The sequence below is a fragment of the Vibrio mytili genome (genome assembly GCF_049563345.1).
Classification (GTDB): Bacteria; Pseudomonadota; Gammaproteobacteria; order Enterobacterales; family Vibrionaceae; genus Vibrio; species Vibrio mytili.
Map to the genome: position 1 here is coordinate 322958 of NZ_CP110482.1, position 20075 is coordinate 343032.

The 20075-nt window shown below is 44.5% G+C and carries 16 protein-coding genes; 7 read left to right on the plus strand and 9 right to left on the minus strand.

Features of this window, described 5'->3' with window-relative positions:
- Positions 1–168 precede the first annotated feature (168 nt).
- Together ONE56_RS15170 and arfB are read right to left on the minus strand one after the other, a co-directional pair.
- Positions 169–1941, minus strand: a complete 1773-nt coding sequence (locus ONE56_RS15170) for a methyl-accepting chemotaxis protein (RefSeq protein ID WP_423840964.1) — start codon at positions 1939–1941, stop codon at positions 169–171.
- Positions 1942–2026: 85 nt separating this feature from the next.
- Positions 2027–2440: an alternative ribosome rescue aminoacyl-tRNA hydrolase ArfB gene (arfB, locus tag ONE56_RS15175; protein ID WP_041155962.1), complete on the minus strand. Its 414-nt coding sequence runs from the start codon at positions 2438–2440 to the stop codon at positions 2027–2029.
- Between the two features lie 76 nt (positions 2441–2516).
- On the opposite strand from arfB, the gene ONE56_RS15180 reads away from it, so the two are divergent.
- Complete coding sequence (locus ONE56_RS15180; RefSeq protein WP_041155963.1) at positions 2517–3119, plus strand: beta-phosphoglucomutase family hydrolase; 603 nt, start codon at positions 2517–2519, stop codon at positions 3117–3119.
- A gap of 110 nt (positions 3120–3229) precedes the next feature.
- On the opposite strand, the gene ONE56_RS15185 is transcribed toward ONE56_RS15180, so the two are convergent.
- Positions 3230–4222: an OmpA family protein gene (locus ONE56_RS15185; RefSeq protein ID WP_041155964.1), complete on the minus strand. Its 993-nt coding sequence runs from the start codon at positions 4220–4222 to the stop codon at positions 3230–3232.
- A gap of 492 nt (positions 4223–4714) precedes the next feature.
- On the opposite strand from ONE56_RS15185, the gene aroG reads away from it, so the two are divergent.
- Positions 4715–5767 carry a 3-deoxy-7-phosphoheptulonate synthase AroG gene (aroG, locus tag ONE56_RS15190; protein ID WP_331438595.1) on the plus strand — a complete coding sequence of 351 codons (1053 nt, stop codon included), beginning with the start codon at positions 4715–4717 and terminating at the stop codon, positions 5765–5767.
- A 370-nt stretch (positions 5768–6137) separates the two neighbouring features.
- Positions 6138–7700: a methyl-accepting chemotaxis protein gene (locus ONE56_RS15195; RefSeq protein ID WP_423840965.1), complete on the plus strand. Its 1563-nt coding sequence runs from the start codon at positions 6138–6140 to the stop codon at positions 7698–7700.
- Between the two features lie 88 nt (positions 7701–7788).
- On the opposite strand, the gene tkt is transcribed toward ONE56_RS15195, so the two are convergent.
- Complete coding sequence (gene tkt / locus ONE56_RS15200; protein WP_423840966.1) at positions 7789–9780, minus strand: transketolase; 1992 nt, start codon at positions 9778–9780, stop codon at positions 7789–7791.
- A 123-nt stretch (positions 9781–9903) separates the two neighbouring features.
- A complete protein-coding gene (gene tal / locus ONE56_RS15205; RefSeq protein WP_041153819.1) occupies positions 9904–10854 on the minus strand; it encodes a transaldolase in 951 nt (316 codons plus the stop codon).
- 464 nt (positions 10855–11318) lie between these two features.
- On the opposite strand from tal, the gene ONE56_RS15210 reads away from it, so the two are divergent.
- The 3 genes from ONE56_RS15210 (at position 11319) to ONE56_RS15220 (ending at position 15642) form a co-directional block, all read left to right on the plus strand.
- Positions 11319–12314 carry a sugar-binding transcriptional regulator gene (locus tag ONE56_RS15210; RefSeq protein ID WP_331439042.1) on the plus strand — a complete coding sequence of 332 codons (996 nt, stop codon included), beginning with the start codon at positions 11319–11321 and terminating at the stop codon, positions 12312–12314.
- 419 nt (positions 12315–12733) lie between these two features.
- The gene (locus ONE56_RS15215) at positions 12734–13663 is read left to right on the plus strand and encodes a TAXI family TRAP transporter solute-binding subunit (RefSeq protein WP_041153817.1); all 930 of its coding nucleotides are present in this window, start codon (positions 12734–12736) and stop codon (positions 13661–13663) included.
- 83 nt (positions 13664–13746) lie between these two features.
- Complete coding sequence (locus ONE56_RS15220; RefSeq protein ID WP_423840967.1) at positions 13747–15642, plus strand: TRAP transporter permease; 1896 nt, start codon at positions 13747–13749, stop codon at positions 15640–15642.
- Between the two features lie 69 nt (positions 15643–15711).
- Here ONE56_RS15220 and ONE56_RS15225 read toward each other — a convergent pair whose 3' ends face one another.
- Genes ONE56_RS15225 through moeA form a run of 4 tightly spaced genes read right to left on the minus strand, consistent with a single transcriptional unit; the run spans position 15712 to position 18892 of the window.
- Positions 15712–16551, minus strand: a complete 840-nt coding sequence (locus tag ONE56_RS15225) for a sulfurtransferase (RefSeq protein WP_423840968.1) — start codon at positions 16549–16551, stop codon at positions 15712–15714.
- Between the two features lie 22 nt (positions 16552–16573).
- A complete protein-coding gene (locus ONE56_RS15230; protein ID WP_041153814.1) occupies positions 16574–16870 on the minus strand; it encodes a hypothetical protein in 297 nt (98 codons plus the stop codon).
- 27 nt (positions 16871–16897) lie between these two features.
- Positions 16898–17647, minus strand: coding sequence for a molybdopterin-synthase adenylyltransferase MoeB (gene moeB / locus ONE56_RS15235; protein WP_423840969.1), 750 nt, complete (start codon positions 17645–17647; stop codon positions 16898–16900).
- A 9-nt stretch (positions 17648–17656) separates the two neighbouring features.
- Complete coding sequence (moeA, locus tag ONE56_RS15240; protein ID WP_041153812.1) at positions 17657–18892, minus strand: molybdopterin molybdotransferase MoeA; 1236 nt, start codon at positions 18890–18892, stop codon at positions 17657–17659.
- Positions 18893–19243: 351 nt separating this feature from the next.
- Between moeA and folE the strand changes: the two genes are divergently transcribed.
- Positions 19244–19897, plus strand: coding sequence for a GTP cyclohydrolase I FolE (folE, locus tag ONE56_RS15245; protein ID WP_041153811.1), 654 nt, complete (start codon positions 19244–19246; stop codon positions 19895–19897).
- The last annotated feature ends 178 nt before the right edge of the window (positions 19898–20075 follow it).

Consider the following 20075-nt stretch of genomic DNA (forward strand, 5'->3'; position numbering starts at 1 on the left):
TATTTAATGTTAAAACATAATGCCCTCTGAATTCTGCATCTTGAAGTCATTTGGGTATAGCAATACTCAACTGATGAGAAAAAGCCCAAAGCATGAACTGAACCTCAATAAAGAGACAGTAATGGTTCGGGCTTTCTTACACTTTAATGAGCGAGGTAGCTCTGCTATTTACTGATTAGCACTGGTTTTAAACTCTGCCACAGCTTCGTCCATATCATGGGCTTGTGTAGAAACAGAGTCCACTTCATGCAAGCATTCTTGAGCGGATTGCATGTTGTTTTCTGAAATAACGTTCAACTCGGTAATGGATTCACTGACTTGATTCATGACGATGCCTTGTTCTTCAATTGCTGAAGCAATACGCTCTGAGTTACCTTGAATCGCATTCATGTCGTTGATAATTTGCTGCAAACTCGCATCCAGTTGTTCTGAAGCGCTCAATGTTTGCTGTCCTTGATCGTTACACAAGTCAATATCAGTGACAACCGTCGACATTTGATACTGAATATCAACGACGACTCGAGTAATTTCCTCGGTCGATCGATGGGTACGGCTCGCTAAGGCTCGAACTTCATCGGCAACGACGGCAAAACCTCGACCTTGTTCTCCGGCACGCGCTGCTTCAATAGCGGCATTCAGTGCGAGCAAATTGGTCTGTTCTGCGATCTCTTGGATAATATTCACCGCGCCGCCAATTTTAGCTACGTGCTGATTTAAAGCGCTGATCGATTGCTGACTGTTTGACAGGCGATGGCTCAATTGACCGATGTTTGTCACTGTATCTTCAACCACATTTCGTCCCTGCTGGGCATTGTTTGCGGCGTGATGAACGCCTTCCACTGCGACCGATGTACTTTGTGAAATTTCTGCGATAGTTGCCACCATTTGCTGTACGGCCGTTGCCATTGACGAAGTGTGATCGGTTTGTGCGTGGAACTGCTCTATCACACCCTCAAGTTCTCGATGCATATTGTCAGTGCTTGAGGTCAATTGCGTCGATTTATCTTGAGTATTTTGTATGAGTCGCTCTAGCTTATCGAGAAGATCATTCAAATGATGACTGATATCATACAGCTCGTCTTTACCAGATAGCGTCGATCGCGCGCTGATATCGTTCGTTTCACTGATGTTTTTGATGGTCGTCAGCAAGCGACTCACACGTGTATTGATTGAACGAGAAATCTGCCAAATTAAGGCGATAAGAACAACCAGTACGACAGCGGTGATGGTTTGTTTTATCACCCCTGTTTGGGTCTCACGTTGCTCTAATTCTGAGCTGATTGCGTTAGAAAACGCGTTAAATTGTTCTTCTATTGTGTGTGATAAGTTACGTGTCTCGCCTAGCAAGCCTTGATTATAGGCAAGACCAATGGTTTGTTTTTGCTCGGCAAGCTGTTGACCAATACTCAACAAGTTTGGAGCATTGAGACCATAGATTAAGCTAGCGTCAAACTTACCTTCTTTGATAGCCGAATCAAAGTAAGTCAGCAACGATGTCTGTTCTTGGTTGGCATTCCGTTTGGTTCTTAATAATTGTTTCTCATACTGTCCAAGCAAGCCACTCTTGTTGTTGAGACCGTATTGTTGGTATGCATTTACCAATGTTTGGAAACCCGCTTGATAAGACAGTAAATCTTGTTTGAGTTGTTGGCTTGATGGAAGATCATAGCGAGTCAATATGTCAGCAAGTTCACTTTCAGTATCCGAAAATTTCTCTGTATTACCATTGAATGTATCCAAATATTTCGTGTCTTTGCGAAGTAAAAAATCTTTTTCGTTACGGCGCAAGTTCAGTAAACGAATTTCCAAATCACCGACAAGTTTCACCGCGCGATTCAGTTCTTCCGTTTGGTTGGCAAAATAAGACGAAGTGCCCAAAAGAGTCACAATGCCTAAAATGGCGATAGCTCCAAGGAAATAGAGTTTTTGCCTGATGGTCATACTATTGCTTCCTAAATAAGGGAATGTGTTGCTTACCCAAGTCATAGAACAGATGTGAACCTTGAACTCTGAGGCCGGCATTTTCCTATAACTGCAATTTTTTACGTTGCTGTTTTTTTTCACCTTGCTTGTTTTTATGATCAAGTCTTCGGCGTTGAGAAGCGCGGGTTGGTTTTGTTTTTATACGCTTCTTATGCTGTACAACGGCTGCAACGATGATTTCTCTCAATCGATTCAGTGCGTCTTCTTTGTTTTGTTCTTGCGTTCGGAATTGTTGCGCTTTGATAATAATCACTCCGTCTTTAGATATCCGACTGTCTGACAAAGCGAGTAATCGCTCTTTGTAGAACGCAGGCAAAGTGGAGCGCGAAATGTCAAAGCGCAAGTGTATTGCAGACGCTACTTTATTAACGTTTTGCCCACCATTTCCTTGAGCTCTTATCGGAGATAATTGGATTTCCCATTCGGAAAGTGTGATCGAGTTCGAAATTTTTAGCATAGTAGATGATTGCCGATAAGAACGGATGAAAGAGCTGATAAATTAACACTACAAACGTAGAAAAAGAAGAATAGACATGAGTACGATTGATTTTAGGCCTTACGAAGGATTCATCTTTGATATGGATGGCACTTTACTTGATACCATGCCGGCACATCTTGCGGCTTGGCAAGCGACTGCTGACCGATTCGATTTTCCTTTTTCTCAAGATTGGCTACACAGTTTAGGTGGTATGCCGAGCTTTAAAATTGTTGGTGAAATAAACCGGTTGCACGATCTCTCTCTAGATCCTAAAACTGTCGCAAAATATAAAATGGAAACCTTTGCTGCGATGGAATTGCACGGTGACATCATTGAATGCACACACTCTGTATTGGAAGAATATCTGGGGCAGAAAAAAATCGCGGTGGGGACAGGAAGCCAACGTGATAGTGCTATACGCTTGTTGAGTCACTCTAGGATTTTAGACAAATTGGACGCAGTGGTAACTGCAACCGATGTGAAGAATCATAAACCTTTTCCTGATACGTTTTTGCTGGCCGCAGAGCAGTTGGGTATAGAAGCTTCGGCGTGTTTAGTATTTGAAGACACGGATCTCGGTAAGCGTGCTGCGCATGCTGCAGGTATGGATTGTGTGATGGTTCAGGGGGACGATTTGGTTTTGTATCCTAAGCCATAACATAGCCAAATAATCATCTTCTTCCAGAGTTTTCAACTGACTAATCAGTCATAAAAAAGGGGTGCGATGCACCCCTGAACGTAAAATACTAATTTTTTACTTCGTGCGGATTATGGTTGAACCATTTCCATTGTTTCGTATTCGAACTCAGGAATCACGACTTCAACACGACGGTTTTTCTCACGACCTTCTTTTGTGCTGTTGTCTGCGATTGGGTTTTCTTCACCCATACCAGAAACTGTGAAGCGGTCGCTGCTAATGCCAGAAGCCATTAGGTAATCAGCAACAGATTGAGCACGACGCTCAGACAGTTTTTGGTTGTAAGCTGCTGGGCCAGAAGTATCTGTGTAACCAGTCACTTCAACTTGAGCTTGTGGGTATTCGTTTAGGAACGCAACCACATTGTCAAGACGCTCTTTAACCGTTTCTGTTAGCTTAGCACTGTCAAATTCGAATGTACCTGTGCCGTACTCTTCTTTGTGCGTTTGCATAACCGCAACTGGTTGTGGCTCTGGCTCAACCACTTCTTCTACAACTGGAGCAACAACTGGCGCTGCCGCGAATGTGTAGTTAACACCTAGACCGAAGAAGTTTGCATCCATATCGTCCCAAACGTCATCAGACATGTCTTGGTAACGTTGGTACTCTGCACGCAGACTCCAGTTGTCGTTAAGCGCGTATTCAGCACCTAGTGAGCCTGTGCCAACGAAGTCTTTTTCGCTACCAGACATCATGTAAGCACCACCCAACTTAGCAAACAAGTTGAAAGAGTCAGTTAAATGCAAGTTGAATTTTGGCGCAAGCGTCATCGCCCATAGGTCGCCATCAATAGTATTAGCCGTGTTTGGACCTGATTTGAAATTGGCCTCGTAATCACCTAGGTAATCAACACCGTATTCGAGAGCAATGAAGTCGGTGAAGTTATAACCAACGTGCACACCAGCGGCAAAAGCGTCATCATCACAAGGGCTGTTTAGATAGCAAGCATCATCAAGTGTGCTCATGCCTGCTTTACCCCCGACGTACATTTCAGCCTGAGCAGTATTTAAAAGAACGCTACCACTAGCCACCACTGCTGCTACTGCAATTGCTACTTTGTTCATAATGTTTCCTTGTATTGATTGCATATTAATTTATATGTTTTACAGTCAAAAATTGAGAAAAAACTAGTATTTATAAGAAATTAGTTTAATAGTTGTTTCGCTTAACATCAAGCTGCATTAGTCTTTTACTAAATATCCTCCAGTTTGTCACTAAATATGCTTGCATTCCCTAAACTCCTTACAAACTTCTGATATTTCTTACATTGTAGACAAGATTTTTAAGTGTATAAAAAAATCTCTAATTAATTTGAACTTGTAGCCAATTTTGTAAGTGTAAATTAATATTTACAATGTGCTTAAAAGTTAACGCATGCCGTTTGTTTGCTTTTTTTTGTAAAAAGTGTTTGCAACGCTGCGTGTAAGTCGATAAGTTACACCAATCAATAGAAAAAGATGAACCCAGAGCCCTTGCTGCTGCTTGCTTTATGAACAATATGGCAGTGAATTCAGTTGGCACTTAAAGGACTGGAAAATAACTAGGATGTAGAAGTAATGTTTCAAACTGATGATGTAAGAATTAATAGAGTTAAAGAGTTATTGCCACCTGTTGCCGTATTAGAGAAGTTTCCTGCGACTGAAACCGCTGCTTCAACGACCTTTGATTGCCGTAACGCCATTCACAATATCTTAGAAGGGAAGGACGATAGATTACTTGTTATCGTTGGCCCTTGTTCGATTCATGATCCTGAAGCTGCTGTGGAATACGGAAAAAAGCTGAAAGTATTACGTGACGAACTGGGTGAACAACTCGAAGTTGTCATGCGCGTCTACTTTGAAAAACCGCGTACAACCGTTGGTTGGAAGGGACTTATTAATGACCCTTACTTAAATGACACCTACAAATTAAATGATGGTCTGCGTATAGGTCGTAAGCTTCTGCTAGACCTAACCGACATGGGGTTACCAACCGCGAGCGAATTCCTCGATATGATCACGCCTCAATATGTTGCAGATTTAATTAGCTGGGGGGCGATTGGGGCTCGTACTACCGAATCTCAAGTGCACCGTGAACTGGCGTCTGGTCTATCGTGCCCTGTTGGTTTTAAGAATGGTACTGACGGTAATATCAAAATAGCAAGTGATGCGATTCGTTCTGCGAGCTCATCTCACCATTTCTTATCCGTAACGAAATATGGTCATTCTGCGATTGTAGAAACAGCGGGCAACCCTGACTGTCATATTATTTTGCGCGGTGGTAAAGAACCAAATTACAGCGCCGCCCATGTCGCTAAGATCAAAGATGAGTTAGAAGCTTCTAAGTTACCGAAAAAAGTCATGATCGACTTTAGTCACGCGAACAGCTCGAAGCAATTTAAGCGTCAAATGCTTGTTTCTGATGATGTTTCAGAACAAATTGCTGGTGGTGAAGATGCAATTTTTGGTGTGATGATAGAGTCACATCTAGTGGAAGGTCGACAAGATCTTATTGATGGCAAAGCCTCAACTTACGGTCAGTCTATTACCGACGCGTGTATTAACTGGGAAGATACCGAAACTGTCTTACGCCAGCTCTCAGACGCAGTAAAAGCGCGTCGTAACCGATAACTACTACGATACAGACTGTCATATCTCCCAGTGATAGTAAAAGCCCCCAATAACTTGAAATAAAGTTATTGGGGGCTTTTTTATGCCCTCTAACTAAACATGAAAACTGTCTGTTTTAAAACACACTAGATTTAAAGCCATCTACCGATCAAACAATCCTCCTTTTCTATTAGAGTGAGAGTTAATCAAGTTTACATCTTATTCACAACTTGGTTGTTTTGTGTGTTTCGTCACTCATTTAAATAGCACTTTAGTGTTAAGTGGTTAGATTTATTGTCGATAAAGTATTAACTTCTTCGACGCAATCGTTTACGACCAATGCTGACTATTCGATTGAATGATAAAACTATAACAATTAGAGGCAGTGTTGATGTCAGATAGCTCAATAAATAACACCAATGAAACGCTTGTAGGAGAATTTGAAGAACTCGTTTCTACGACAGATTTGCAAGGCGTGATTACTTACTGTAATGAAGCGTTTTGTCGTGTGGCAGAATACAGCTTTGAAGAGTTAGTCGGTCAAAATCATAACCTCGTTCGTCATAGCGATATGCCTAAAGGCGCATTTGGCGACATGTGGGCGCGCTTGAAACAAGGAAAGGCATGGCGCGGTATGGTGAAAAATAGAACCAAATCGGGTGGCTATTATTGGGTTGACGCTTATGTAACGCCAATTTATGAAAATAACCAAATAGTAGGTTATCAATCGGTGCGCGTTAAGCCGAAGCGAGAGTGGGTAGATATTGCCGAGAAAGTCTACAAAAGAATGAAAACTGCCGAAACAACTGGACGCAGTTGGACTTTTAAAGTAAATGACATGTTACGCTATGTCATTCTAATAGGAGCATTGGCCGCGCCGGCCTTAGCTTATGCATTTGGCATAGAAGGTCCTTTCGCTTGGTTGGCGAATCTTATGCCAGCGGGGATCTTAGCATTGTTGTTTCGTCAAGACTTGATCGATACCCCTAAGCAATTGAAGCGGTTACGAAATCAATATGACAGTGTCAGTCGTACCATTTATTCGGGTAATACTGCATTTTCTGTTGCAGATTTTCATATCAAAATGCTGTCAGCTCGAATCCGAACGGTTTTGGGACGTATGACAGACTCCGCGTTACCATTACAAGCGTGTGCAGAAAGCTTGAGCCAAACGACGTCTGAAGTACACACTGCATTGAATCAGCAAAATGAAGATATACAAAGAGTTCGAGATGCGATGCAAGAAGTAGAGTCTTCAGCAAACTCCGCATCCTCCAGCACCAATGATGCTCACAAACTGATTGATGGTACGCTCAACTCGTGCTTAATGGCGAAAGAAACCATAGAGCAAACCAACAACAACTTGGCTCAGTTATCGCGCCAAGCAGAAAAAGCCAAGGAAACCACTTATCATCTCAGCGATCAGGCTCAGAAAGTGAATCATTTGATGGAGGAAATTGGTGGTATTGCCGAACAAACCAATTTGTTAGCTTTAAACGCCGCGATTGAAGCGGCAAGAGCGGGGGAGCAAGGACGAGGCTTCGCCGTGGTTGCCGATGAAGTGCGTGCTCTGTCAGGTAGAACATCGAATGCCACAGAGCAAATTCAAGCGTCGCTTTCTACTATGCTCTCGACGATTCAGAGTTGGCAAAAAGATATCATCGAAAATAAAGATCAAACAGATGCCTGCACTGAGATTGCTGAACAAAGTACACTCCGCTTGTCAGAAGTCGAACAAATGATGCAATCGATGAGTGGCTTGATGATCAACGTGGCACAGACTGCCGATAATCAGCTAAAACTGGCGAGTGATGTAAACCTGCATATTCAATCTATTGCCTCGACTGCGGAACAAAACTTAGCTGCCACACACTCTGTTGAACAAAGCAGTATTGACCTGAAAGAGCAGGTTAACGATTTTTATCAGCTAGCACTCAGGTTTGAGCACAAGTAGACACAATCCGGTTTATGTCGTGATTATATGAAAACCCCCACTGAAAACAGTAGGGGGTTTATATAAACTGTAGAGTGCAAATCTTAGATTAAGCGAGCAGTTCTTTGGCTGTGTTTACAACATTTTCAGTTGTGAAACCAAACATCTTGAACAGTTCGCCTGCTGGTGCAGATTCACCGAAAGTAGTCATACCAATGATCTTGCCGCCAAAGCCCACGTACTTGTACCAGAAGTCTGCGATGCCCGCTTCAATAGCGATACGTGCAGTGACATCTGATGGTAGTACTGCTTCACGGTAAGCTGCGTCTTGCTTGTCGAATGCATCCGTTGATGGCATTGAAACAACGCGTACTTTCTTACCTTCTGCCGATAGCTGCGCAGCCGCTTCTACTGCAAGCTCAACTTCAGAGCCTGTTGCAATCAGGATAAGCTCTGGTTTGCCTTCGCAATCTTTCAGGATGTAAGCCCCTTTTGCGATATCAGCAACTTGCTCAGCGGTACGCTCTTGTTGTGCTAGGTTCTGACGAGAGAAGATAAGCGCGGTTGGCGCATCTTTACGTTCGATAGCCAGTTTCCAAGCCACTGCAGACTCAACCTGGTCACATGGACGCCAAGTGCTCATATTTGGCGTAAGACGTAGAGAAGCCATTTGCTCAACCGGTTGGTGAGTTGGACCGTCTTCGCCAAGACCGATAGAGTCGTGCGTGTAGACTTGGATGTTCTGAATTTTCATCAGAGCCGCCATACGCATTGCGTTACGTGCATACTCCATGAACATTAGGAATGTTGCACCGTAAGGAACGAAACCACCGTGCAATGCGATACCGTTCATGATCGCAGTCATACCGAATTCACGTACACCGTAATGGATGTAGTTACCCGAGAAGTCGCTTGCTTCTAGAGACTTAGAGCCAGACCACATAGTGAGGTTAGAAGGCGCTAAGTCAGCAGAGCCGCCCATGAACTCAGGCATGATGGCGCCAAATGCTTCTAGTGCATTTTGAGACGCTTTACGTGAGGCAATATTCGCAGGGTTTGCTTGAAGGTCAGCAATGATTTGGCTTGCTTTTTCTTCCCACTGTGCAGGTAGTTCACCATTTACGCGGCGTTTGAACTCAGCTGCCAGCTCAGGGTACGCTGCTTCATAAGCTGCAAATTTCTCGTTCCACGCTGCTTCCTTAGCTGCGCCTGTTTCTTTCGCTGACCATTCTGCGTAGATTTCTTGCGGAATTTCAAAAGGACCGTGCTCCCAACCGAGTTCTTTGCGTGTTGCTGCGATTTCTTCCGCACCTAGAGGTGCACCGTGACAGTCGTGAGAGCCAGACTTGTTAGGAGAGCCAAAGCCAATCACTGTCTTCGTACAGATAAGAGTTGGGCGTGGGTCTGCTTTTGCCGCTTCAATTGCTGCATTGATAGCTTCAGAATTGTGACCGTCTACCGCAGGAATAACGTGCCAGCCGTACGCTTCAAAACGCTTAGGTGTGTCATCAGAGAACCAACCTTCAACGTGACCGTCGATAGAGATGCCGTTGTCATCCCAGAATGCGATCAGTTTGCCTAGACCTAGCGTACCAGCAAGAGAACATGCCTCGTGGGAGATGCCTTCCATCAAACAGCCATCACCCATGAATGCATAAGTGAAGTGATCAACGATGTCGTGGCCTTCTTTGTTAAACTGTGCTGCTAGCGCTTTTTCAGCGATCGCCATACCAACAGCGTTAGTGATGCCTTGGCCTAGCGGACCTGTTGTTGTCTCGATACCTGGTGCATAGCCATACTCTGGGTGGCCTGGCGTTTTTGAGTGAAGTTGACGGAAGTTTTTCAGGTCGTCAATCGACAACTCATAACCTGTAAGGTGTAGAAGAGAGTAAATCAGCATTGAACCATGGCCGTTAGACAATACAAAACGGTCGCGATCCGCCCATTCTGGGTTAGATGGGTTGTGATTTAGATGAGAACGCCAAAGAACTTCAGCGATATCAGCCATACCCATAGGTGCGCCTGGGTGGCCAGAGTTAGCTTGTTGAACACCATCCATGCTTAGCGCACGAATTGCATTTGCTAGATATTTACGATCCATAGTGATTACTTCTCGATAAGGGTTTAAATAGAGGGAACTCGTCGAAACAAGTTCAAATAGAAAATATTGAATAAGCGCTGATGGTAAAAGCGAGTAGACGGGCTACTCGCTTTTGGTAAGCAATTAAAGCTTAGCTTCGATCATCGCTTCTAGTTTGCCTTGGTCAACGGCAAAGTTACGGATACCTTCAGCCAGTTTTTCAACCGCCATAGGGTCTTGGTTGTGTTCCCATAGGAACTCAGAGTGAGTCATTGGTGCAGGACGCTCAGCTGCGCCTTTAGAGTCAACCAACTTCTCAACCACTTCGCCTTCTGCCGCTTCTAGCTCAGCAAGTAGAGCAGGCGCGATAGTTAGACGGTCACAGCCAGCCAGTTCTAGGATCTCACCGATGTTACGGAAGCTTGCGCCCATTACGACAGTTTTGTAGCCGTACTCTTTGTAGTAGTTGTAGATCTTCGTTACAGACAGTACGCCTGGATCTTCTGAAGCTTCGAAGTCGCGGCCTTCTTTCGCTTTGTACCAGTCCATAATACGGCCAACGAATGGTGAAATTAAGAATACGCCAGCTTCAGCACAAGCGCGTGCCTGAGCGAAAGAGAATAGAAGCGTCAGGTTACAGTTGATGCCTTCTTTTTCTAGGATTTCTGCTGCGCGGATACCTTCCCAAGTAGAAGCCAGTTTAATTAGGATACGATCATTAGTGATACCAGCATCATTGTACATTTTCACGAGCTGACGAGCTTTCGCTACGCTGCCTTCCATATCGTAAGAAAGGCGAGCATCAACTTCTGTAGAGATACGACCTGGAATCGTTTTTAGGATTTCTTTACCAATGTTTACAGCAAGCATGTCACAAGTGTCTTGAACTTGTTGTGCTTTGTCGTCGCTTTGTTCTTTTGCGTACGCAATAGAAGCATCGATCAGAGGTGCATACTCAGCAATTTGAGCCGCTTTTAGAATCAGAGAAGGGTTAGTTGTCGCATCTTCTGGTTGGTACTTTTTGATTGCGTCGATTTCACCCGTGTCAGCGACTACAGTGGTTAGTTTACGAAGTTGCTCTAATTTATTGCTCATTACGATCATCCTATTTCATGGGCTCATACTTTGCTAAAAGCATGAAGAGTGCATTTGCAAGCGTGTTAGCCGATATAAATGGGTATTTGTACTATCCGCTAACTTTTAACCTTCCCAGCGTAAGAACATTTGCTGTGAGCATTTGTTCTTTGTCTGAGTAAATGATGGCTCCATAATTATCTTATATAGACCAAATGTCAATTGTTGATAGGGAGGGAAAGTGACATTCATCAACTATTTTTCTCAATGTATAATCAGGTGTACAGAAATAAACGTTTGCCTATATGTGTTATAGCTTGGAGGCATAATAAAAACTCGTTTTATAGTGGTGAGAATTTGTTTTTGTGATGAGCAAATGTTGATGTCGAGTAGGGCTATGACATATGCTAAGTATGTGAGCGCTTGTAAGCGTGCTGAGTATTTGCCCTATTTTTGAGGGCTAACATGAGTGAATCAGATTGAATATGAGTAAATCCAGTACTGAGGTTTCTGCCGAAAACACCGATCTTTTGACCGAAATTTCGGTTGCCTATTATCAGGAAGGGGCAACGCAAGAAGAGATATCAAAAAAATTTGCGGTTTCCCGTGCGAAAGTGGGAAGAATGCTCAAGCAAGCAAGGGATGAAGGGATCGTTGAAATCACAGTAAAATACCATCCAGTATTTAGTGCAAAGATTGAACAGCGCCTTATTGAGCGTTTTGGAATAAAGCGAGCGCTGGTGGCACTGGATCAGCCAAGTGAGGAACAGCAGCGACTACAAGTTGCTGGACTAGTATCAAAATACATGGCCAGTTCTCTGCAGAGCGGAACCGTAGTGACCGTAGGCCAGGGGAGGAATGTGTCTGCAGTTGCGCATCACGTTGGCGTTATTCCCCAAAGAGACGTGAAATTTGTGTGTGGTATCGGTGGTATTCATCCGCGTGGCGGCATGTTTAACGCCGATCACATTTGCCGCCAGTTTGCTAAAAGTTACGGTGGGACTTCGGAAACGTTGTATGCACCTGCGTATGCCGAAAACCGAGAGCAGAAACTCGCCTTTATGCAAAATGCGACCGTTAAGCAGACCCTAGATCTTGCCCGTAAAGCTGATGTCGCACTGGTTGGTATCGGCGATATGAGTGAAAACAGTTATATGGTTGACCTTGGATGGTTTACTGCGGAAGAAGTGGTGCAATCACGCATGATGCAAGGTGTGGTCGGTGATTTCGCTGGCTATGATTTCTTCGATATCAATGGTAAATCGGCGAAGACCGTTATGAGTGATCGAATCATTGGTCTTGGCATTGATGAATTTCGTTCAGTATCGGAAGTGATCGCTATTGCCGCTGAAAACAGTAAGCCACTGGCGTTACTTGGCGCATTAAGGACAGGCGCAATCGATGTGATTGCAACAAGCGTGAGTAATGCGTTAACTGTTCTCAATCTCGATGAGCAGATGAACGGCAAAGCTGAGGCGTAGTGGTGGCCTGTTAAGTTGTTGCTTTCAGCCAATTGCTGACTTTTCTACCGATCCAACCCCAAGGGTTCGAGCTCACCTGCCTCGGCTTAAAGAGTTCGAACCTCTCTTACCGACTCTAAGCTTAGCGCGTTTTCACCCCGGTCTGATGAGTCTATATTCATTTCAATTGTGTTCTTTATTGGACGTTTTGCGTACGAATCTCTCATTTCACTGAACGTACGTTTGCTATTTCTTCTTATGCATATCATAACATTATGGAGCATATCCAAGTCACCTCAATGAGCTTAGTTCAGCGCAAGTGGTTTGTTACACCGGAGTGTTCCGATACGAATTAACGCATTGTTGCTGAAAGAGGTTTATAGAGGTTCGTTCGCTCTAATAATCAATAAGAAAACAATCAATAAGAACAAGGAGTATTTATGTACCAGGCACTAAGGAATGGGCTAATAGCACTTGCTGTCGTGTTTTCAACGTCAACGATGGCTGAGAATTATACGATAGGTACTGGTAGTCAGAGTGGTACTTATTATCCTCTGGGGGGCATGTTGGCCAAGATCTGGAGTGAAAATTTATCTGACTTCAACATGCGAGCTGAGGTGACGGCGGCATCGGTTGAAAATACGATTAAAGTTTCTACTAACAAACAATTGGTTGGTATCGCACAAGGTAATGTTGTTTTACAAGCCTATGAAGGTACAAAGCCTTTTCCACGTAAAATGGACGTGTCAGTATTGTTTGCTTTGTATCCGAATGCGGTTCAATTTATCGTTCCTGCAAATTCTGACATTCAGTCTGTCGCTGATCTAAAAGGCAAGCGCGTTTCGCTAGGCGCTCCTGGGTCAGGTACGCGTGTTAGTGCAATCAATATCCTTAACACCTTGGGCGTGACAGAAGATGATATTAAAGCCCAATCTCTTAACTACACCGCGACTACAAGCGCAATCGCCAACAACCAAATCGATGCTGGTGTTATTGTAGGTAGTGTGGGTGTCGGGGCGATTACCGAGCTTGCGTTGACTCGTGACATTCGCGTTTTGAGCTTCAGTGATGATGAACTAAAACAGATTGCAGCCGCTTACCCATCTTATCTGGAACTCGATGTTCCGGCAGACTCTTACAACAAAGTGCCTGCATTTAAAGTACCAGCCGTTTGGAATGTGCTGGTCGTGAATAAGAACATGAGCGAAGACATGGCCTACCAGCTTACGAAAACAACGTTTGATCATATTGATGACATTCGTCAGGTGTTAGGTGTGACCAAGTTCACCACCATTGAAAACATGGCTAAGCTTGAAGGTGTGCCGCTTCATCCGGGTGCTATGAAATACCTACAGGAACAACAGAAGTAATTCATGTTAAGAAGTAATCATATAAGCGGCTGTATCTAATTATCATCGTTTGTATGGGCATGAATCGTTACATGGAGTAAGCGATGAGTCATATTCATCCGAGTAACCAGAAAATTACTGATGTGATACTTTCGATAGCCGCTATTGCGGCTATCGCTTTATCCGTCTTTCAAATTTGGCAGGGGATTGTTGCTAGTTTATCTGCCCCTGTATTTCGTCCTATCCATGTTAGTTGGGTATTGGCGATTGCGTTCTTAGTCTATCCCACTTTTAAAACCAAAAGTTCGTTCCCTATTTATCTATTGGGCAGAGTTATTGACTTTGCTCTTGTTACTTTGACGTGTTGGGCGTCCTTACAAATCGCGATATTTGATTACGATGACATTACGTTCTTACTGGATGGCTTGGGCACGGTAGATCAAGCCGCTGGTGTTATATTAATCGTAATGTTGCTCGAAGCAACAAGGCGCACTGTTGGGCTCGTCATGGTGGTGATCGCAGCGTCATTTTTGGCTTATGCCATGTTTGGTGATGTGTTGCCAAGTAACGTAGCGAGCAAAGGGTTTTCAATCGAAGAGATCATCCGTTTCCACATTTACTCCACCAATGGGGTTTATGGCGCGCCACTCGCAATAGCGGCGGGTGTGGTCTTTATTTTTGTGTTATTCGGTGCATTTCTTCAGGTCACTGGAGCTGGCCAGTTCTTCATTGATATGGCATTCGCGTTAGCGGGTAAATATCGAGGTGGGCCAGCTAAGGCAAGTGTAGTTGCATCAGCGGCATTAGGCTCTATTTCCGGCTCGGCGATTGCTAACACCGTAACTACTGGGTCATTAACGATACCGATGATGAAAAAGCTCGGCTATAAGCCAGAGCAAGCCGCAGGTATTGAAGCTGCTGCGTCAACGGGTGGGCAGATCATGCCGCCAGTTATGGGAGCGGGAGCTTTTGTGATGGCGCAATTTACCGGGATTCCCTACAGCGATATCTTATTGGTTTCTATCGCGCCGGCAATTTTGTATTTCGCCTGTACATTGCTATATGTCCATTTGATGGCATGTAAGCTGGGACTGCAAGGTATGGCAGTCAAAGAACAAATATCTACGGTGTTAAAAGATGGCTGGCATTATTTAGTTCCGCTCATCTTAATTACTACATTATTGATGATGAGCTATTCGCCCATTCTAGTGGGAGTCATTGGTTGTGTGGCTATTCTTGTCGCAGCGATGACGCGCAAACACAGTCGTATTAACGTGAAGCTATTTTTTGAAGGCCTCAGAGAAGGAGCGTTGCTTGCTATTCCTATTTCTGTTGCCTGTGCAACTGCCGGTATTGTGGTCGGCGTTGTTGGTCAAACTGGAATTGGTTTGCAGTTTACTCAATTTCTTATCGCGATGTCTGGAGGACACCTTTGGTCGGTACTTGCGTTAATTGCAGTAGCGGCTGTGGTTCTCGGTATGGGATTACCCGTCACGGCAGCCTATATCGTTTTATCGATAATGGCGGTTCCTGCGTTGATGGACTTTGGGTTGGGGATCTTAACTGCGCATATGATCGTGTTCTGGTTATCTCAAACTTCAAATGTGACACCGCCTATCGCTTTGGCTGCGTTTGCAGGGGCAGGGATTGCGAACGCCTCTCCAATGCGCTCTGCCGTTCAGGCGTTTAAGTTGGCTCAGGGCTTTTTCTTGATCCCCGCGATGATGGCTTTTTCGGGATTGATCTGGATTGATGGTGAGCCCGTGCATTTTGTGATTGGTATTATTTCGACCATCAGTCTGATTGTCGCGTTTGCGGGAGGCATTGAAGGCCGTCTGTTTGCTCCACTGCAACAGTGGCAGCGAGCCGTGTTACTCGCAATGGCATTGGGTGTTTTATTTATGTCTGATATCTACCGATTGGTTGCCTTGGTGGTGATAATTGCTGTATGTCTGCTTAACTATCGTCAGCCAGACAGCCCAGCTCCAAATGCATCATGAGGATGACGAAGTAAAAATATCAACGCCTTCATTATTGAAGGCGTTTTTACTCGGCGCTTCAAGGCCGAACTAGTGGCCGTTATGGTCAATTGGAAGGGAATCACTTGCCCCCCATTCAGTCCACGAACCGTCATAGACAGAGAGGTTATGCCTGCCTAACTGATAGGCTGCTAACAGTAAAATACAAGCTGTCACTCCTGAACCACAGCTGAAAATAAACGGCTTCTCATTATTCAACTTGAGTGCATTAAACGCTTTGTCTAATTCAGGTATGGACTTTATCCGCCCCTCGGCTAACAGTGTTTGAAAAGGCAAACACACGGAATTAGGGATGTGTCCACTGCGGATGCCTTTGCGCGGTTCTGGGACCTCTGCGTAAAAACGAGCTGTTGAGCGGGCGTCAATGATGTTTGCGCTTTGATTATTAGAATGGGTAAGCACGGCTTGTGCGTCTAAAAATGCGCTGTTATCAAGTTTGCCATTGAAGTTACCCTGTCCGTTTGGGGTGGCCAGTTCTTCTACGGTGGGCAAGCCCGCATCAAGCCATGCTGGTAATCCACCATTCAAAATAGTGACATTGTGATGACCCATGGCTTTAAACATCCACCATGCGCGAGGTGAGGCGAGTGTTCCTGAGTTGTCATAAACAACAATATGATCTTCGTTGTTTAATCCCATTTCCTGTGCGCGAACATTAAACGCTTCTTCGGTTGGCATCATATGAGGAAGAGGTGTGTCTTTAAGACAAAACTCATTGTCATAATCGAAGCGCAGTGAGCCCGGGATCCATTTATTTGATATCTTTTTACCTTCAGAAGGGATTTGAAATCGAATACTCGCGTCCAAGATTTTTACGTTGGGTTGTTCTAAAAGCGTTTGCAGTTGTTGTACGTCTATCAATGGTTGCATGATTGATTCCTTTCAGTGCTTTTTACTCGCAGCTTATCAATGAGAGTGGCTGCTTAATAGCGCTATCTGTTGCCTGCTTAAACGTTGCGGTTGCGCCTTCCGAGCAAGATACGCTGATGGGGACGGAAACGCGCTGTTGCCCCGTCGTGACCGCATCAATCGTCAAGTAACGTCGTTGTCCATCTAAAGACTGGGTTAACGTATTGCTAATCACTGTGGCTGAAACGGTTTTCTCTGTAGAAGGCGGTATCAACAAAAGCAGTAATAACATGGCGCTCAAGCAAGCAAAAACCAAAATGTACGTTTTGGGGTTGTCCAATATGGAACTCCAAGCATTTCGTATAAGTTAGCCACAGACTGGGCAGTTAGGCATTTTCGTTAAGTTCATCTCTCGCCAAGACATACTCAGTGCGTCAAGAATTAACACCTTCCCTTTTTTAGGTTGGCCAAAATTGGCAATCACTTTGATGGCTTCCATTGCTTGTACCGCGCCGACAATACCTACGACTGGCGCCATGATGCCCGCTTCTACACAGCTTAAAGTAGCGCTGCCAAAAAGCGCACTTAAGCACTGATAACAAGGTTGTTTAGGATCTTCGTAGGTGAAAACACTCACTTGTCCTTCCATACGGATAGCTGCGCCGGATATTAACGGTGTTTTAGTAATGAAACACAAACGGTTTAGTTGATTACGAGTGTCGACATTATCAGATGCGTCTACTACCACCGTGTGCTGTTCGATCAATGATTGCAGTTCGAGATCGCCGAGTCGCTTGGCAATGGTATTGACTTTGAGGTGAGGATTTAGCATGTGCAACGCATCCGCGGCAGAGTCAACTTTGTATCTGCCAATATCCGAATCGTGGTGCAACACCTGGCGTTGGAGGTTAGATAATTCGACAATGTCATCATCAATTAACGTCATGCTACCAACGCCAGCGGTGGCTAAATATTGGCTACTCGCGCAACCTAAACCGCCTGCACCTAATATCAGTATAGAGCTCTGCTTGAGCGCTTCTTGCCCATCAAAGTCAAACTGTCGCAGGATGATTTGACGGTTATAACGCAGCATTTCTTGATCAGATAGAATATCCACAACATGTACCTAGTAAAGCGTTGAATTAAACAGTTGGATGTTGACTGTTTCGCCAATTTCGACACGGCCACGCTCACGCTCTAGTACGACAAAACAGTTGGCTAAACTCATTGAACGAAATGCGCCGGAGCTTTGGTTTCCGGTGGTTTCGACTACGAATTGCCCATCTTGTATTGAATAGATGCCGCGTTGGTAGTCGGTTCTTCCTGGCACTTTCTTAAAGGCAGTCTTAGTGGTGGCTGGGATAGACTCTGGTGCTTTCCACTGCGTATGTCCAGCGAGTTTTGCCAGCATTGGCTGAACCAAAACATACATGGTCATGATTGCAGAAACTGGGTTACCTGGCAGGCCACAAAACCAGGCGGTGGAAAGCTTGCCAAACGCGAAAGGTTTACCGGGCTTAATTGCCAATTTCCAAAAGCCAATTTCTCCAAGTTCCTCAAGAATGTCTTTGGTGTAATCTGCTTCACCGACACTGACACCGCCTGAGGTCACCACGACATCGGCCAGCATTTGGGCTTGCTCGAAGGTTGACTTTAATGTTTCTGGACAATCAGGGATGATGCCGAGATCCACCGCTTCACAACCAAAGTTCTCAATTAAAGGCTTAATACCGTAGCGATTGCTATCGTATATTTGTCCTTCACTCAAATTCTCGCCTACTGGCTTGAGTTCATCGCCAGTCGAGAAGAAAGCCACTTTGGGTTTACGAACCACCGTGACATGGCTGATCCCAAGTGAAGCAATCATCGGAATATCGCGTGGCGTTAAACGTACGCCCTGTGCTAATACGAGGTCGTTTTGCTTAATGTCGTCTCCAATAGGGCGAATGTTGTTTTGGGGTTTGATTTCTGCCTGTTTAAAGAGAATGCCGCTTTCTGTGACATCGGTATTCTCTTGCATGATCACCGCGTCAGATCCTTCAGGTATTTTGGCGCCCGTCATAATGCGTATGCAAGTGCCTTGTGGCCAATCCCCTTCAAATGGTTGACCTGCGAACGATTTTCCCGCTAGTGGTAACACCTTGGAAGTCTCAAGGTCTTGACGGCGAATGGCATATCCATCCATTGCTGAGTTGTCGAAGGGCGGAACATCAATAGGAGATAAGACGTCTTCAGCCAATACGTAACCAAGTGCATCCGCGATTGGCAGTGAAAGTGTCGTTTGGATTGGTTTAATTCGCGACAGCATTTTATCCATCGCCTCTTCAATTGGCATCAAGCCAGGAGCGTCACAACAGCCCATTGATATAATCCTATATTCTTATGTTTTAAGATAACTTTACCATAAAAGCGCGTAGTGGATACCCAAGCATCCTGAAGTCATTTGGGTATACAAGTATATCCATCCGTAAAATATGGATGTAATTATTAAAAAATCCGAGTATCCTTGTCACCCATCCTAAGGGGGTAAAATCCTTGTAGGGCGGGAGAAAACAGCCCAGTGCATTCTTAACATATGATGTTTATTCGCGAACACGCTTTACTGCTCGGTTTATGCGATATAAACATAGCACTGAGTGACTGAAACGCTAACGGTGAGCAAACGGCGATTGAATGTCAATCCGTTAGTGGTAGTAATCAAAGAGGAAGTGCCATGTCAGGTCTCAGCGAGTCAGCGAAGTTAGTAAAAGAAGCGCTAGAGGAACGCGGATTAGAAACGCCAATGCGTCCTAATAATGCGAGCCGTGAAGAGAAAAAGGAAAAGATCGAATATCATATGCGTGAGATCTTAGGCCTGCTTCAACTTGACCTAACTGATGACAGTTTGGAAGAAACGCCACACCGTATTGCGAAAATGTATGTCGACGAAATTTTCTCAGGTTTGGACTATTCTAACTTTCCTAAAATCACTGTTATTGAAAACAAGATGAATGTCAGTGAAATGGTACGTGTGAAAGACATTACGGTAACCAGCACTTGTGAACATCACTTAGTGACCATTGATGGTAAAGCTGCGGTCGCCTACATCCCTCGTGGTAAAATTATCGGTTTATCGAAAATTAATCGAATTGTTCGCTTCTTCGCTCAGCGTCCTCAAGTTCAGGAGCGCATGACTCAGCAGATTTTAACTGCTCTGCAAACATTACTTGAATCCGATGATGTTGCGGTTACCATCGATGCAACGCATTATTGCGTCAAATCACGTGGAGTGATGGATGCAACCAGTGAAACGACAACAACGGCACTGGGTGGGATTTTCAAAAGCAACCCAGCAACACGTGCTGAGTTTTTACACGGTTTAAGATAAGCAAAAAATTCGACGAAGAAGAGGATGGCAGTAGTCATCCTCTTTTTTATGTATACATCTAATTAACCTTAAGAACTGTGTTACACACGGTGAGTCTGGTTTTTAAGCGAAGCGATAGTTTAGGGATTATTCTGTCAGTTAGAGCGTTAATCCTTTCGACATTGAGTATCAGACACAA